11 protein-coding genes are annotated in these 14,489 nt (G+C 38.9%); 9 read left to right on the top strand and 2 right to left on the bottom strand.

All coding sequences use genetic code 11. The annotated features are described in order from the left end of the window. Window positions 1-23: 23 nt before the first annotated feature. The 5 genes from xylA (at window position 24) to I6F49_RS01450 (ending at window position 5,850) form a co-directional block, all read left to right on the top strand. Complete coding sequence (xylA, locus tag I6F49_RS01470) at window positions 24-1,343, top strand: xylose isomerase (RefSeq protein ID WP_007375167.1); 1,320 nt, start codon at window positions 24-26, stop codon at window positions 1,341-1,343. 39 nt (window positions 1,344-1,382) lie between these two features. Next, a complete protein-coding gene (gene tal, locus I6F49_RS01465) occupies window positions 1,383-2,321 on the top strand; it encodes a transaldolase (protein ID WP_197178085.1) in 939 nt (312 codons plus the stop codon). 58 nt (window positions 2,322-2,379) lie between these two features. Continuing rightward, complete coding sequence (gene tkt, locus I6F49_RS01460; RefSeq protein ID WP_197178084.1) at window positions 2,380-4,398, top strand: transketolase; 2,019 nt, start codon at window positions 2,380-2,382, stop codon at window positions 4,396-4,398. 80 nt (window positions 4,399-4,478) lie between these two features. After that, on the top strand, window positions 4,479-4,862 hold the full coding sequence (locus I6F49_RS01455) for a hypothetical protein (protein ID WP_197178083.1): 384 nt from the start codon (window positions 4,479-4,481) through the stop codon (window positions 4,860-4,862). A gap of 13 nt (window positions 4,863-4,875) precedes the next feature. After that, window positions 4,876-5,850: an aldose epimerase family protein gene (locus tag I6F49_RS01450; RefSeq protein ID WP_197178082.1), complete on the top strand. Its 975-nt coding sequence runs from the start codon at window positions 4,876-4,878 to the stop codon at window positions 5,848-5,850. A gap of 96 nt (window positions 5,851-5,946) precedes the next feature. Here the strand turns inward: I6F49_RS01450 and I6F49_RS01445 are convergent, their stop codons facing one another. Beyond that, window positions 5,947-7,095, bottom strand: a complete 1,149-nt coding sequence (locus I6F49_RS01445) for an endo-1,4-beta-xylanase (protein ID WP_197178081.1) — start codon at window positions 7,093-7,095, stop codon at window positions 5,947-5,949. A 169-nt stretch (window positions 7,096-7,264) separates the two neighbouring features. On the opposite strand from I6F49_RS01445, the gene I6F49_RS01440 reads away from it, so the two are divergent. The 4 genes from I6F49_RS01440 to I6F49_RS01425 all read left to right on the top strand — a co-directional run bounded on the left by I6F49_RS01440 (window position 7,265) and on the right by I6F49_RS01425 (window position 11,760). After that, window positions 7,265-7,735 (top strand): cupin domain-containing protein, encoded by a 471-nt coding sequence (locus I6F49_RS01440; RefSeq protein ID WP_231615002.1) that lies wholly within the window; start codon window positions 7,265-7,267, stop codon window positions 7,733-7,735. A gap of 275 nt (window positions 7,736-8,010) precedes the next feature. After that, entirely contained in the window at window positions 8,011-9,915 is a 1,905-nt protein-coding gene (locus tag I6F49_RS01435; RefSeq protein ID WP_197178080.1) for an ATP-dependent nuclease, read from the top strand. Continuing rightward, window positions 9,908-10,633 carry a UvrD-helicase domain-containing protein gene (locus I6F49_RS01430; protein WP_197178079.1) on the top strand — a complete coding sequence of 242 codons (726 nt, stop codon included), beginning with the start codon at window positions 9,908-9,910 and terminating at the stop codon, window positions 10,631-10,633. The genes I6F49_RS01435 and I6F49_RS01430 overlap by 8 nt, the downstream gene beginning before the upstream one ends. Continuing rightward, the gene (locus tag I6F49_RS01425; protein ID WP_231615001.1) at window positions 10,597-11,760 is read left to right on the top strand and encodes a hypothetical protein; all 1,164 of its coding nucleotides are present in this window, start codon (window positions 10,597-10,599) and stop codon (window positions 11,758-11,760) included. The genes I6F49_RS01430 and I6F49_RS01425 overlap by 37 nt, the downstream gene beginning before the upstream one ends. Before the next feature lie 222 nt (window positions 11,761-11,982). Here the strand turns inward: I6F49_RS01425 and I6F49_RS01420 are convergent, their stop codons facing one another. After that, window positions 11,983-14,205: an endo-1,4-beta-xylanase gene (locus tag I6F49_RS01420; RefSeq protein WP_197178078.1), complete on the bottom strand. Its 2,223-nt coding sequence runs from the start codon at window positions 14,203-14,205 to the stop codon at window positions 11,983-11,985. Between the last annotated feature and the right edge of the window lie 284 nt (window positions 14,206-14,489).

The following is a 14,489-nucleotide window of genomic DNA, read 5'->3' as shown; positions in this document are numbered from 1 at the left end:
TTATAAAATTAATGGAGCACATTATGAGCGAACAATTTTTTACAAACGTTGAAAAAATTAAATTTGAGGGTGAAAACTCTAAAAACCCATTTGCATTTCGTTACTACGACGAAAACCAAGTAGTGCTTGGCAAAACAATGAAAGAACATTTACGTTTTGCAGCCTGTTACTGGCATAACTTTTGTTCTACAGGGTTTGATATTTTTGGTGAAGGTACGTTTGACCGTCCTTGGATCCAACCTGTAGGCAACCAATTAGAACTTGCTGAACAAAAAGTAAAAGTAGCCTTTGAATTTTATGAAAAATTAGGCGTTCCTTACTTTTGTTTTCATGATGTTGATATTGCCCCTGAAGGCAAAACACTACAAGAAAGCCACGATAACGTAACGCACATAGCTAACATTATCGAAAAAGAAATGCAGCGCACAGGTGTAAAACTACTGTGGGGTACTGCTAACTTATTCTCAAATCAACGTTTTTGTGCCGGTGGTGCAACAAACCCTAATCCTAATACGTATGCATATGCAGCAGCACAAGTTAAACATGCAATGGAAATTACGCATCGTTTAGGCGGCGAAAACTACGTACTTTGGGGTGGCCGTGAAGGTTACGACACGCTACTAAATACAGACCTTGCACAAGAAAGCGAACAGTACGCACGCTTTTTGAAAATGGTTGTAGAGCACAAGAAAAAAATTGGTTTTAAAGGCACATTATTAATTGAGCCAAAACCACAAGAGCCAACTAAGCACCAGTACGATTACGATACAGCAACGGTTGCAGGCTTTTTATATAAGCATGGCTTACAAGACGAAATTAAAGTAAACATTGAAGCAAACCACGCAACACTTGCGGGTCATAGTTTCCATCACGAAATTGCAGTTGCTTGCGCAGAAGGCATTATGGGTAGTATTGATGCTAACCGTGGCGACATGCAAAACGGTTGGGATACTGACCAATTTCCTAACGACGTAGCCGAGTGCACACTTGTTGTTTACGAAATTTTAAAAATGGGTGGTTTTACAACCGGTGGCTTTAACTTTGACACTAAACTTCGTCGTCAATCGTGTGAGCGTGATGACTTATTCATTGGTCACATTGGCGGTATGGATACAATGGCTAAAGCATTACTCAATGCAGCAGCAATGATTGAAGGTGGCGAGCTGACTGATTTTGTTGAAAAACGTTACGCTGGTTGGAAAGAAGACCTAGGTCAAAGCATTCTAAATGGTGAGCAATCACTTGAGAGCCTTTCTGCCTTAGTACACGAGAACAACATCGATCCTAAGCAAGTTTCTGGTCGCCAAGAGCTGCTTGAGAATATTGTTAACCGCTACGTATAAGGACATCGCCTCGGTTTTAAAGCCGAGGCGTACATCATTATGAACTTGTTAGAACAACTCAAAAAAGTAACCACAGTCGTTGCCGACAGTGGCGATGTAGAGTCAATCAAAGCCCTACAACCGGTTGATGCAACAACCAATCCTTCGTTAATTTTACAAGCTGCAAAATTACCTCAATATAAACATTTAATTGAAGACGCTATACAAAAAGCTGGCAACAACGTTGACGCTATATGCGACCAACTTATTGTTAACTTTGGCTGTGAAATACTAAAAGTAATACCTGGGCGTATATCGAGCGAAGTAGATGCGCGTTTATCGTTTGACACCCAAGCAAGTATTGCCAAAGGGCGTAAGCTTATTTCACTTTACGAGCAAGCGGGTATTTCAAAAGACCGCGTACTCATTAAACTTGCTTCAACGTGGGAAGGCATTAAAGCCGCCGAGCAGTTAGAAAAAGAAGGCATTAAGTGTAACTTAACGCTGCTTTTTTCGATGGCTCAAGCCATTGCCTGCGCACAAGCTAACGTAACGCTTATATCTCCGTTTGTTGGGCGTATTCTTGATTGGTATAAAGCGTCTGAAAACAAAGAGTACACCCCAAGTGAAGATCCTGGTGTGCAGTCGGTTACTGGTATTTATCAGTATTACAAAAAGTACGATTATAAAACGGTGGTAATGGGCGCAAGCTTTAGAAACATTGAAGAAATAATCGAACTTGCTGGCTGTGATTTACTCACTATCTCGCCACCACTGTTAAATAGTTTACAAAGCCAAGAAGGTGAACTGGTTACAAAGCTTGACGCTGCAAACATTGCCAAAGCACCGCAAAGTGACTTAACCGCACTCACCCATGAGCAATTTTTATGGCAGCACAACGAAGATGCAATGGCCAGCGAAAAGCTCGGTGAAGGCATTCGTAACTTTGCCAAAGACCAACGTATTTTAGCTAAATTGGTTGAAGACCTACTAAACTAATTTCCCTCAAGCCTGCCACATTACGTGCGGGCTTTTTTAATTTTATTTGAGGTAATACATGACTCAGCTTTCTTCTCGTGCGCCTTTTGCTAATGCCATTCGCGCACTCAGTATGGATGCGGTACAGCAAGCAAATTCAGGGCATCCGGGCGCACCTATGGGTATGGCCGATATAGCCGAAGTACTGTGGAACGATTTTTTAAACCACAATCCAACCGATCCAAATTGGCCAAACCGAGACCGTTTTGTACTCAGTAACGGTCACGGATCTATGCTTATTTATTCTTTATTGCATTTAAGCGGGTACGAACTACCACTTAGCGAGCTTAAACAATTTAGACAAATGCATTCAAAAACCCCAGGTCACCCTGAATACGGTTATACCCCAGGTGTTGAAACAACCACAGGTCCGCTTGGCGCAGGTTTATCAAATGCCGTAGGTATGGCTATTGCCGAAAAAGCCCTAGCAGCACAATTTAACAAAGAGAGTTTTGATATTGTTGATCATTACACTTACTGTTTTATGGGTGATGGCTGTTTAATGGAAGGCATATCGCACGAAGCATGTTCGCTTGCAGGCACATTAGGCTTGGGTAAACTAATTGCTTTTTGGGACGATAACGGCATATCTATCGACGGACACGTTGAGGGCTGGTTTACCGACGACACCGCTAAACGCTTTGACGCTTACGGCTGGCATGTAATAAAAGATATAGACGGCCACGACCCAGAACAAATTGCAAGCGCCATTGCACAAGCAAAACAAGTGAGCGACAAACCTACTCTACTTTGTTGTAAAACCGTGATTGGTTTTGGCTCGCCAAATAAATCAGGCTCGCACGACTGCCATGGCTCGCCATTAGGTAAAGACGAAATAACTGCGGCACGTAAATTTTTAAACCTCCCAAATGAAGCATTTAGTATCAGTGATGATATTTACGCCCATTGGGACGCTAAACAAAGCGGTGATAAAAAACAAAAACAATGGCAGCAACTGTTTAGCGACTACACCAAAAGCCACCCAGAGCTTGGCAAAGAATTTGAGCGTCGCGTAATTAAACGCACCCTTCCTGACAACTTTGAAGCTATTGCAAACAACTATATTGCACAGTGCAACAAAGACGCCGCTAACATTGCCAGCCGAAAAGCCTCGCAAAACACCATTGAAGCCTTTGCCCCGCATTTACCAGAGTTATTAGGTGGCTCTGCCGATTTAGCCGGTTCTAACTTAACGCTGTGGTCTGGCTCTAAAGGCATAAGCGCAGATGACGCCAGCGGTAATTACCTGTTTTATGGCGTGCGCGAGTTTGGTATGAGCGGCATTATGAATGGCATATCACTGCACAGTGGTTTTATTAATTACGGCGCAACGTTTTTAATGTTTATGGAATATGCCCGCAACGCAGTAAGAATGTCGGCACTAATGGGTATACAAAATATATTTGTGTATACCCACGACTCTATTGGCCAAGGTGAAGACGGTCCAACTCATCAACCTATTGAGCAACTAGCCAACCTACGTATGACGCCAAACCTAGTAACATGGCGCCCATGTGACGCGGTAGAAACCGCTGTTTCGTGGAAAAACGCTATACAAAATCAGCAGCAACCTACAGCGCTTATTTTTAGTCGCCAAGGGCTCAACCATCAGCCACGTACCGCTCAGCAAATTAGCGACATAGAAAAAGGCGGCTATATTCTCAGCGATAGCAATAAAACGCCTGAGCTTATTTTAATTGCAACAGGCTCTGAGGTTGATTTAGCAATGCAAGCCGCTAAAGAGCTAACAAAACAAGGCGTTGCCGTGCGTGTGGTATCAATGCCAAGCACCACATTGTTCGACCTGCAATCAGACGATTACAAGCAAAGTGTATTACCAAACTCAATTGTAAACCGTATTGCAATTGAAACCTCACACCAAGATTACTGGCTTAAATATGTTGGCTTACAAGGCAAAGTAATTGGTATGAGCACTTTTGGTGAATCGGCGCCAGGTAACGTGCTATTAGCGCACTTTGGCTTTACAACCAAAAACGTAGTTAGCACCGCACACGCGTTAATTAAAGCCAACGCTTAATACTCTTAAAAATACAATTTTATCCAATTAATGCGCTAAGTATCCCAATGCTTAGCGCATTTTTAAATTTAAGGAATATGATGAAATACTTACTATTAATTATGCTTTTTAGTGCAAGCATTAGTTTTAACGCATGGGCAAATGACGACCAAAATGATGAACTAATGCTGACGATTTTTTTAAAGCACGACCAATCAAAAAGCCTCTCTGAAATAAAAGAAATACTCAACAACGCCAACTTTTACAAACATTTTCCGCCAGAGGGTGCAACGGTAGAATCTTGGAAAGTAATGATGGGCATAGGCCAAGTAGTTACTTTGCGCTTTCCGGCAGCACTATTACCAAAAGTAAATTTATCGATTGAACGTTATGGTTGGAAAGCCTACAGCACTGAGTTTTACCCAACTTACGATCTGTATCCAATCGTAAAAGAAGAAATTAAAAAAGCCAGAATGAACAATTAAAAGAGTAACCACCATGACAACTTCACTTGTTCAATACACACTAAGTAATGAGGCAAACGACACTATTTCTATTATTAACTACGGTGCCCGGCTTACCAGCTGGGTTACCCATGTTGATAATAAAAAAAGAAATATTGTACTTGGCTATTCTAATATTAATGACTATTTAAACGACGAGTTTTACTTAGGCGCAGTAGCCGGCCCTTATGCAAATAGGCTAAGTAACGCCCAAATACACATTGATAATAAAGCTTATGCGCTTAATAAAAACGAAGGCAATAACCAACTTCATGGCGGGCATAAAGCATTAAGCGACTTGTTTTGGCAGCTCGATTATCATCACAAAAATGCATTAAGTTTAAGTATTAGCCTACCCGATGGTTACAACGGCTACCCAGGTAAAACCACATTTAATGTGCTGTACAGCTTTACCACTAGCAGTAAAAACGAGAGTAATCTTGATATTAAATTTACAATTACCAGTAATAAAAAAACCATTGCAGGGCCTACATCACACCCGTATTTTAATTTAAATGGCATTACTAACAGCGCACAAGGGCATATATTAAAATTGGCCGCCGCGCATTATACGCCCATAAATTCTCACGCAATTCCCACAGGTTTAATAGCCCCTGTAGCAAATACGCCTTTTGACTACATAGATGCGAGCGTGCTCAATAAAACCGATAAACTCGATCATAACTTTATAACCGAACAAACACTTAACCTGCAAACCAATAAGCAACACGCTGAGCTTACAAGTGCTGATGAAAAGGTAATGCTGAGTGTGCTTTCTAACTATCCTGCTATTCAGGTATATACGGGGCAGCACTTAAAAGGTGCGTTTAATGCATATGACGGTATTTGCCTAGAGCCGCAATTTTGCCCCGACAGCCCTAATAACCCACACTTCCCATTTAGCTATTTAACACCACAAGTGCCTTTGCAAACGCATATTAGTTATTGCTTAACTAACTTGAAATCTTAATAATAAACCTATCAAAAATAGCTATTTTAAGCGCTTAAAACCAAAAAAGGATCGCTATTAAGCGATCCTTTACGGGAGGTTAAATGTTTTTTACTATTATAAATCGCTTACAAAGCTTTTAAGTTTTAGCTCACGGTCAATTAATAATGGGTAATCGGTGCGCCCTTGCATTGGCCAATCGTTACGCCAAGTGCCTGCATCGCTTATACCCCAAAATGTTACGCGGCTTACTTTATCGTCATGCTTTTTAAGTATGTTAAACACGGCTTTATAGCGCTCGCCTAACTGGGTATTTACTTCGTTCGGTAAACCATTAGGGTATGGGTTAAAGCGCTCTTGTAGCGCAATATCTAACGAAATATCAGCCCCTTGCTCTTCACCTTCAGGGAACGGCAATACTGAAATATCAAGCTCGGTTATCATCACATCAATACCCGTTGCAGCATATGCCACAATAGAGTCTTCCATTAACGACAGCTCTGGGTTATCAAGCGAATAATGCGCTTGCATGCCAATGCCATCTATTTCAATGCCTTTGCTTTGTAAATTTTTAATAAGCGCAATTGCACCGGCTCTTTTTTCTGGCTTATACAAGTTGTAGTCGTTGTAATACAGCTTGGCATTAGGCGCTGCCTGCTTAGCGTATTTAAACGCGTATTCTATAAAGTCGTCACCAATAATAGTGCTCCATTTAGATTCACGCAGTGTGCCGTCTTCGTTTAATGCTTCGTTTACAACGTCCCATGCAAAAATACGGTTTTTATAACGCCCTGCAACAGCATTAATATGGTTTTGCATACGCTTAAGTAATGCGTCGCGAGTAAGCGGTTCGCCCTGCTCGTCTTCAAAAACCCAATCAGGTGTTTGCGAATGCCACACTAATGTATGCCCAACTAATTCTTGGTTGTTCTCTTGTGCGTACTTAACTAACGCATCAGCGGCTTCAAAATCATACGTTTCAAGCTCTGGGTGTATACGTTCCCACTTCATAGAATTTTCTGGCGTAAAGGTATTAAATTGCGCTTTAGCCACGTTTAAATCTTCAGGCAAAGCTCCTAACACTTGGTCGCGGCTAATTGCGGTACCAATTTTAAAGTGGTCTTTAAATTGCGCTTTAAGCGTTAATTGCGCCGGCGCTTTTTGTGCTTTTAAAGTCGGTTTACTTTGCTCTGCTGAGCCATTACAGCCAAGTGTAAGGCTCGACATTCCTAATAAAATAGCAATCGTTAGTTTATTTTTATGCATGATGTACCTGTTGTGTGTTTTTTAGTGTGCAAGGTAAACTTAACACCATATAGTCTTTTTGACAACAACGTTTTATTAAAATAGACTGAACAAAAATAACACAGCACACATTCCTTAATTGCATACCTAACTAGCAAGATAACTAGTAAATAAATTAGCAAGGACACACATGAAAAACACAACAAACACTTTATCACTAAAAGCCGCAGGCACCTTTGCATTAACGGTCGCATTAACTGCTGCATTAACTTCTGCAATAATTACTGCATTACCTGTCAGCGCAGCAGATAAACCCAAGCAACTTACCTCATCTATAGTGAGCCCAAAAGACGCGCATATCACTCACTACGAAGGCGGTGATTTTCATACCTACTTTTATGGCGATACATCACTCACCAAAGGCGCTATTACCGGCGTCGCGGTTATTAAACCTAATAACGAAATACACCCTGCCCACCAGCATCCCGATGAAGAATACTTAATGATTCTTGAGGGCTCAGGCACCTGGACGCTTAATGGTAAAAGCCAACCTGCACTCACCGGAGATATTTTATTTGCAGCCCCTAATGACCTACACGGGATTTATAACAACGGCGATGTGCCACTTAAGTTTGTGGTAGTGAGGTATCAGGCTAAGTAGGTTTGATTTTTTAGTTTTTAGTGAAATAGATTAAGTGAATTATGCACAAAGAGGTTAAGAGGCGCTTCGCTTTTAGAGGAAAAAATAGTCTGATATAGGGTTAAACTGCGTATTTCTGTCCATGATAATTTACTAACAAAGAATTTAGCTAATATTTACTCAGTGAGATAATTACTTAATACTTTAATTTGAAGGTAAATTTACTCAATTTACCAAGTAATAAAATATTACTTTTATTTCTTGGTAAGTTACCATAGATAACTAATGACACTCAAATGGATAGGATGCCAAGTATGTATTTATCGCGGCTAGAAGTACGGAATTTTCGACAGTTTGAAAATTTTTTAATCGAGTTTAACAGAGACTTAAATTTATTAGTCGGTGAAAATAATGCAGGTAAAAGCTCTGTCATTGATGCTATAAGAATTGCCCTTGATACCACCTCTGCTGAATGGGTCTCAATTACTGACACTGACTTCTTAAGTGGTAAAAATGAACTTCAAATAAAATTACAGTTCGTTGATTTATCTATATGTGAGTCTGGAATTTTTCTCGAACACTTAACAACAGAAGAAAACGCTGATCAAATTGACGAGCCTCGTCTCTACATAACACTGACAGCAAAATTAACTAGAAACTTCTCAAAAAAAACCCAATATATTAAAACTGAAATTCATTCAGGAAAAATTGGTGACGGACCTATAATTGAACGAGACATACGTGACTACCTAGCGACCACCTACTTAAAACCTCTTCGTGATGCTGAGGCTGAATTAAAAGCAGGAAGATCATCAAGATTGTCACAAATATTAGGAAGTAGCAGCAGTCTAGCTGGTGATAATGTTGCCACTAAACGTATTATCGAATTACTTACAGCAGCAAGTAATCAAATTCAAGCGGATCTATCAATTCAAGCCGCACAAGAAAGTATTGCCACTCTACTAAACTCCTTAACATTTAAGTCAAACGTATTTTCCCCAGCATTAAGCTTACTCGGTAGTAAAGCTTATAATGATATGAATGAAGCTGAAAAAACATTTGCATTGAAGTCTATTCTAGAGAAGCTCACCCTCGAACTTGATGGTACAGGCATTAAACACGGTCTGGGTTATAGTAGTTTGTTGTTTATGGCTACTGAGCTAATGCTAATTAAGCAAGAAGAAGATCAATATCCTCTTTTATTAGTTGAAGAACCAGAAGCACATCTTCACCCTCAATTACAGTTAAAGTTCATTAAATACTTACGTGAAGATAATAGTGATCTGCAATGCATATTATCTACTCATAGCACTGTTTTAGCATCAAAAGCCCCTCTTCAAAGTTTAATATTAATGCAGAACGGCAAAGCTTTCCCACTTAGAGAAACCCATACTGCATTAGCACCGGATGACTATGTGTTTTTAGAAAAATTTTTGGATTCCACAAAAGCTAATATGTTCTTTGCAAAAGGTGTACTTCTAGTCGAAGGTGTTGCTGAAGTTGTTCTGTTACCTCAAATTGCCGAGCTACTCGACAGACCCTTGGAGGATTACGGTGTATCACTAGTAAGTGTAAATGGATTATCGAGGAAGAGATACGCTAAGATTTATCGCTCTAACTCTAACTCAACAACATCAAGTCCTTTACCTATAAAAGTTGCCTGTGTAACAGACCTCGACTTATGGCCAGACGAAGCTGAGAAAGTAGCTGCTAACCCTCATGGTTTTAAAGTAAAAAAACAACCAAATTCTGAGACCGGTACAGGTGGCAATCTTCGTTATTGGCTTAATGAACTTGATCAAGCTGCTATAGATTCGCAGATAGCAACGAAAAAAGCACATGATGGCGAGTTAGTTAAAACATTTATATCTAGCGATTGGACATTTGAGTTCTGTTTAGCGAAGTATGGGTTAGCAGAAGAAATTTATCTTGCACTACACGGTACCAATAAAGGATTTGACGATTTAAGTACGAACAACCAGATTAGAGCTGTTCAATTGTACGGAATGATTGAAAGTAAAGGGAATGCTAAAAGTGAAATTAGTTATGTACTAGCGAGCATTATATCAAAGTACAGCGGTCAACCAGAATTATTAAGGAGCAAGCTACCAAGCTATATTATTGATGCCATCGAATATGTGACTGAACCACTCCCATTGTTACAAACAGCAACTAATACAGATATTAACCAAAATGATTGATATTTATGATGCTGATATTATTGAGATCGAACAACAGTTAGGTATCACTTTTGATGAAACAAGGAAAAATATCATAAAAATATTTGATGATGTACAAGCTTGTCCTGGAAGTGGAAAAACGACTATGGTTGCTGCAAAGTTGCTAATCATAGCTAAAAAATGGCAAAGTAAACACCAAGGTATCTGTGTTCTGACACACACAAATGTTGCTAAACAAGAAATTATAGCCCGTCTTAACAAAGATTCAGATGGTGTTAAATTGTTATCTTATCCACACTTCATTGGCACTATTCAGGAATTTATAAACAAATACATTGCTATACCAGCGCTCCGCTCAAATGAGCTATGTGTTAATCAAATTGATGACGAAATGTGTAACACCAAAGCTTGGTATCTTCTCAGTCGAAGAACAAGGACTTATTTAGAAAATAAATTCATAACGTCTTTACAAGAGTTGCAATATAAATTTAGTGAGGGACGACTAAAACTGAAAGTTCCTGGGTTTAATTCTGAATCGACATCAAATAGTTATAAGGAAATAAAAAAAGCTAAAGATATACTCATAAATGATGGATATTATTATTATCACGAAATGTATGCTTTCGCTGAAAAGTTCATTCATGAAACCCCAAAATACTTGACTCTATTCGTCACAGATTCCCCATCGCATTCATTGATGAGATGCAAGATACACAAAAATTTCAAGACGAATTATTGAATAAAATATTCCTGCACGATAATGTACAATATCAGAGGTTTGGTGACCCGGATCAAGCAATATATAGTGGTAGTGGAGAAGAAAACCAAACTTATAATCCTGCTATATTAAACAAAGTTGAAAACAGTCATCGATTTGATAACTCAATTGCCTTATTGGCAAAAAATTTAAGTTATAACCGTATAGCTCTCACTTCGAATAAAACTGTTCCAGAGGCTTCTCCACATACCATCTTTTTAGTTGATGAAAACTCTAGATATAATGTTTTTAATGCATTTGCTAGGTTGTGTGAACAAGTTATTCCTGTTGACAGCGTCAAACCCATAAAAACTGTTGGTGCTGTCGGAAAAAGAAAAGAAGATAGTTTAACAATTTGCCATTATCTCGACTCATTTGATAAAAACAATAATACCAATAAATTTAAACCCAAAAAACTAATTCATTACTTCTATGAAGCAAAACGTCTAAGAAACGGCCATGAAGCATATCAAATGATTTTAAATGGCATTGCAAGGTGTGGTCGCATAAGTGACTGTGAATTGATTTTTTCAGATAACTCAAAATATTTTTACTCCATAGCCAGTACCCGTAAATATTTGAAAGATTCAAATAATTTACTTACTTTCAATATTTTAGTTAAAGAATTTCTTGATAGCTCAATGGATGTAAATCAATGGAATAATACGATTTCAAAATTATTAATGTTAAGCGGTATACAAACATCTATAGTTCCACAGGACTTTATTCTTTTTGATAATTCTACTGTTCAGAATACGCCGCTGAATGAAACTTGCTCTAATAGGGTCATAATAGAAATCAACGGGCGAAGAGTAGAAAATGAAGTATCTACTATTCACTCTGTCAAAGGCGAAACGCATGCTGCAACACTTGTACTAGAAACAAAAAACTATAATTTTGATATAGGTACTCTAATTGATTACATCCTCAACGAAAATACAATACAACCAAAAGCAGTAAGAAAAAAAGGATTTATGAAAATGCTCTATGTTGCCTTCTCAAGACCTGAGCACTTACTTTGTATTGCAATGGATAAATCTCGATTTCCGACAGAGCACCTGCACAAGTGTAGTTATGCAGGATGGAGAATCTGTGATCTGACGACTTAACTTAAAAAACGAGAATTTAAATTAAGATGCCCTAGTTATAGGTAGCTTATTCTGTTTGGTATTAGGTAATCGCTTATCAAGGCATTCCAACAAGCCACCTAAAAAGGAAGCGCTGCTTAACTTGCTTCGTTTTGATTAAAACAATTAAAGCCCGCGCAAAAAAATAGTCTGTATAAAAATACAGACTATTTAATCTGGGGTTAATTACTTTTAGTTAGGTTTTTATTCGACCAAGGTTACCGATACATCATCCACATAAAAGTCAGCGGTGAGCTCACTTGACTCAACATAAAGCAAAGCGGCGCTTTCCTGTGTTGTAATTGAATGTGTGTAAGTACCTGATAACTGAACCCAGTCACCTGCGTTAACAGATGTAACGGGTGTAAGCTCAAGGTACTCGGTGCTAGTGTGTTCTATTTGTAGCGTTAGTTTTATCTCTGGTGAAACGGTGCTGGTATCATCAGATAACTTAATCCATGCAGATACGTTATACGTTTTACCTGCGCTAAATAAGCCTTTTACATCCTTTTGTAACCCATTCCATGTTTCAGTTCGACCTTGAACTAAAGCGCTATTATTACCGCTATGAGCTTGGGTTGACTCTAAGGTTATGCTTGCACTGCCACGCGCTTGCCATGAATCAAGTCCTGCTTCAAAGTCGCCATTAGTTAGCAGCTCTGATGAAGGTGCTGGTTGACCTACTTCAATTAACTCTTTTAATGCATTAGCAAATCCTTGTAAGGCAGGCTTTGCAGTAAAGTCATTAAAAAATAACAGTGGCCATTCTGTTGTCGGCTCTGGCCAGTTTTGTAACCAGCTATCCTCGTCAATTACGCCCCAAATTGTAATACCACCGCGTTGATCTTCAGGTACAGTTTCTAGGTATGTTTTAACAATATCGTAGTAGTACTGCTTTTGCTCATCGGCTCTTTCACTGGTTAGGTAAGTTAAAGGTACGCCGCCTTCGTTGTTCATTCGAACATCGAGTTCGGTAATTTTTACTTTAATTTTAGGGCGAATGTCGACCACTTTTTGAAGATGTGCCTGAATGGTTGAAATATCAGGGCTGTTAAGTGAAATATGAGATTGAAACCCTATACCATCAATAGGCACGCCATTGTTTTGAAAATCGTTAACCATAGATATAACGGCATCTAATTTATCAGCATTCCAAATCAGGTTGTAATCATTGTAGTATAAGTCGGCATCGGGGTCGGCCGCTCTTGCTGCTTTATAGGCTAATGGTAAAAATTCGGCTCCTATATTTTCAAACCATACAGATTCGTCGGCACTGTCGTTTGTCGTTTTTTCACCACGGTATTTGCCATTTTCCATAAACGCTTCGTTAACTACATCCCAACTCACTACGGTATCGTTATCGCCTTCTTCTTCAAAGTGAGTGGCAACTTGAGTGATGTGGTTTTCCATCATGGTTATCCACGCGGCTTTATCACCTTGAAAACTCTGCATCCAAGGCGCAATTTGCGAGTGCCAAACAAAAACATGACCATGTACCGTGAGTGAGTTGTCTTTGGCGTAGTTAACTAGCTCATCAGAATCATCGTAAAAAAATTCACCTTGGGTTGGTTGTAAATAGGTAGGCTTCATAATATTTTCAGCAGAGAGCTGATTAAAGTGTTGTTCAATAAGCGTTTTAATCTCTGGTCTGTCTATTATGCTGTTACCAAAACCACCCGCTGGTACAGCCACGCCAATATTAAAATTAGGTGCCAATGCTTTTAAACTTTGTGCTGTTACTTCGCTGTATTGAACATCAGGTATTTCTTCTGCTGGTACATCGTCTAAAATAAAGCCTGAAAATTCGTCTAGGTATATAGACTTATCTATGTTCTCTTCTTTTGAAAAGTGAATTGCCAGCCTAATTAAAGAGTCAGCTTCGGCAGTTGCTGCTGTTAATGTAATTTTTTGCCACTCTCCCGTGAGTGTTTCTTTTACTAGGCTAAGTTGACCATAATCTGGAGCGGGTGTTTGAATCCAAAAATCGGCACTGGTTCCCTCTTCACCTTTGGTCCAAACACTAAACTCATAATTTTTACCTCCAGTGACAGGAATGTCCTCATAAGCTATTTCAATACCCCAAGGGTTATCACCTAATTCACTAACGATAACCTCTACCGCTTTTGTCCCTTTATAGGTATTAATGCCTTCTTGTGATTCAATTACTTCTATAGTTGAAGAAGCGCTTAATTCTTGAACAGGTCTAAATACCCAATTTCCGACGGGTGTTGTTTGCCCTGCTGTGTCTTCTTCAAACCCGCCATTTGTTATTTCAGCTGCTATTGGCGCTTCAGGCTCTGGAGTATCAGGGGCTACTACTTCAGGTATGGGTTCAGGCACCGGTGTATCTTTATTATTCCCCCCGCACGCCATTAAAAGTGACACTAAGGTCACTAATCCGGTGTTACGAAAAATCGATTTATTCATTTTTTATTCCTTAGACTAAAGCAATAAATGAGTCGTTTTTTAACTAGATGCAATAAACGTCATTTAAGTGAATAAATATGCTCAAAGTGTTTTTTACAACACTTTCAAACTATCTATTATTCAATATGACTACAACTTACTAGTAAAAATAGACTGTCATCTATATTTATTATTGTAATATCTCTTTAATTATTAATATTCACCTTGTAAAAAACCACAAAGAGAAGCTAATAATCAATTAGTTATAGTTAAGGTTTAAATTAAATTTTTATTGTTCTATATCG

It is taken from the genome of Pseudoalteromonas sp. SWN166, assembly GCF_015864485.1.
Taxonomy (GTDB): Bacteria; Pseudomonadota; Gammaproteobacteria; order Enterobacterales; family Alteromonadaceae; genus Pseudoalteromonas.
The sequence above is the reverse complement of the archived record's forward strand: the minus strand, read 5'-3'. Positions and strand labels throughout refer to the sequence as shown.

What these genes read in the sequence shown, in the direction of transcription:
- tkt (WP_197178084.1), top strand. Translation starts at nt 2,380, where the DNA reads ATGACTCAGCTTTCTTCTCGTGCGCCTTTTGCTAATGCCATTCGCGCA.
- I6F49_RS01445 (WP_197178081.1), bottom strand. Translation starts at nt 7,095, where the DNA reads ATGCATAAAAATAAACTAACGATTGCTATTTTATTAGGAATGTCGAGC.
- I6F49_RS01420 (WP_197178078.1), bottom strand. Translation starts at nt 14,205, where the DNA reads ATGAATAAATCGATTTTTCGTAACACCGGATTAGTGACCTTAGTGTCA.
- xylA (WP_007375167.1), top strand. Translation starts at nt 24, where the DNA reads ATGAGCGAACAATTTTTTACAAACGTTGAAAAAATTAAATTTGAGGGT.
- I6F49_RS01440 (WP_231615002.1), top strand. Translation starts at nt 7,265, where the DNA reads ATGAAAAACACAACAAACACTTTATCACTAAAAGCCGCAGGCACCTTT.
- tal (WP_197178085.1), top strand. Translation starts at nt 1,383, where the DNA reads ATGAACTTGTTAGAACAACTCAAAAAAGTAACCACAGTCGTTGCCGAC.
- I6F49_RS01455 (WP_197178083.1), top strand. Translation starts at nt 4,479, where the DNA reads ATGAAATACTTACTATTAATTATGCTTTTTAGTGCAAGCATTAGTTTT.
- I6F49_RS01435 (WP_197178080.1), top strand. Translation starts at nt 8,011, where the DNA reads ATGGATAGGATGCCAAGTATGTATTTATCGCGGCTAGAAGTACGGAAT.
- I6F49_RS01450 (WP_197178082.1), top strand. Translation starts at nt 4,876, where the DNA reads ATGACAACTTCACTTGTTCAATACACACTAAGTAATGAGGCAAACGAC.
- I6F49_RS01425 (WP_231615001.1), top strand. Translation starts at nt 10,597, where the DNA reads ATGCAAGATACACAAAAATTTCAAGACGAATTATTGAATAAAATATTC.
- I6F49_RS01430 (WP_197178079.1), top strand. Translation starts at nt 9,908, where the DNA reads ATGATTGATATTTATGATGCTGATATTATTGAGATCGAACAACAGTTA.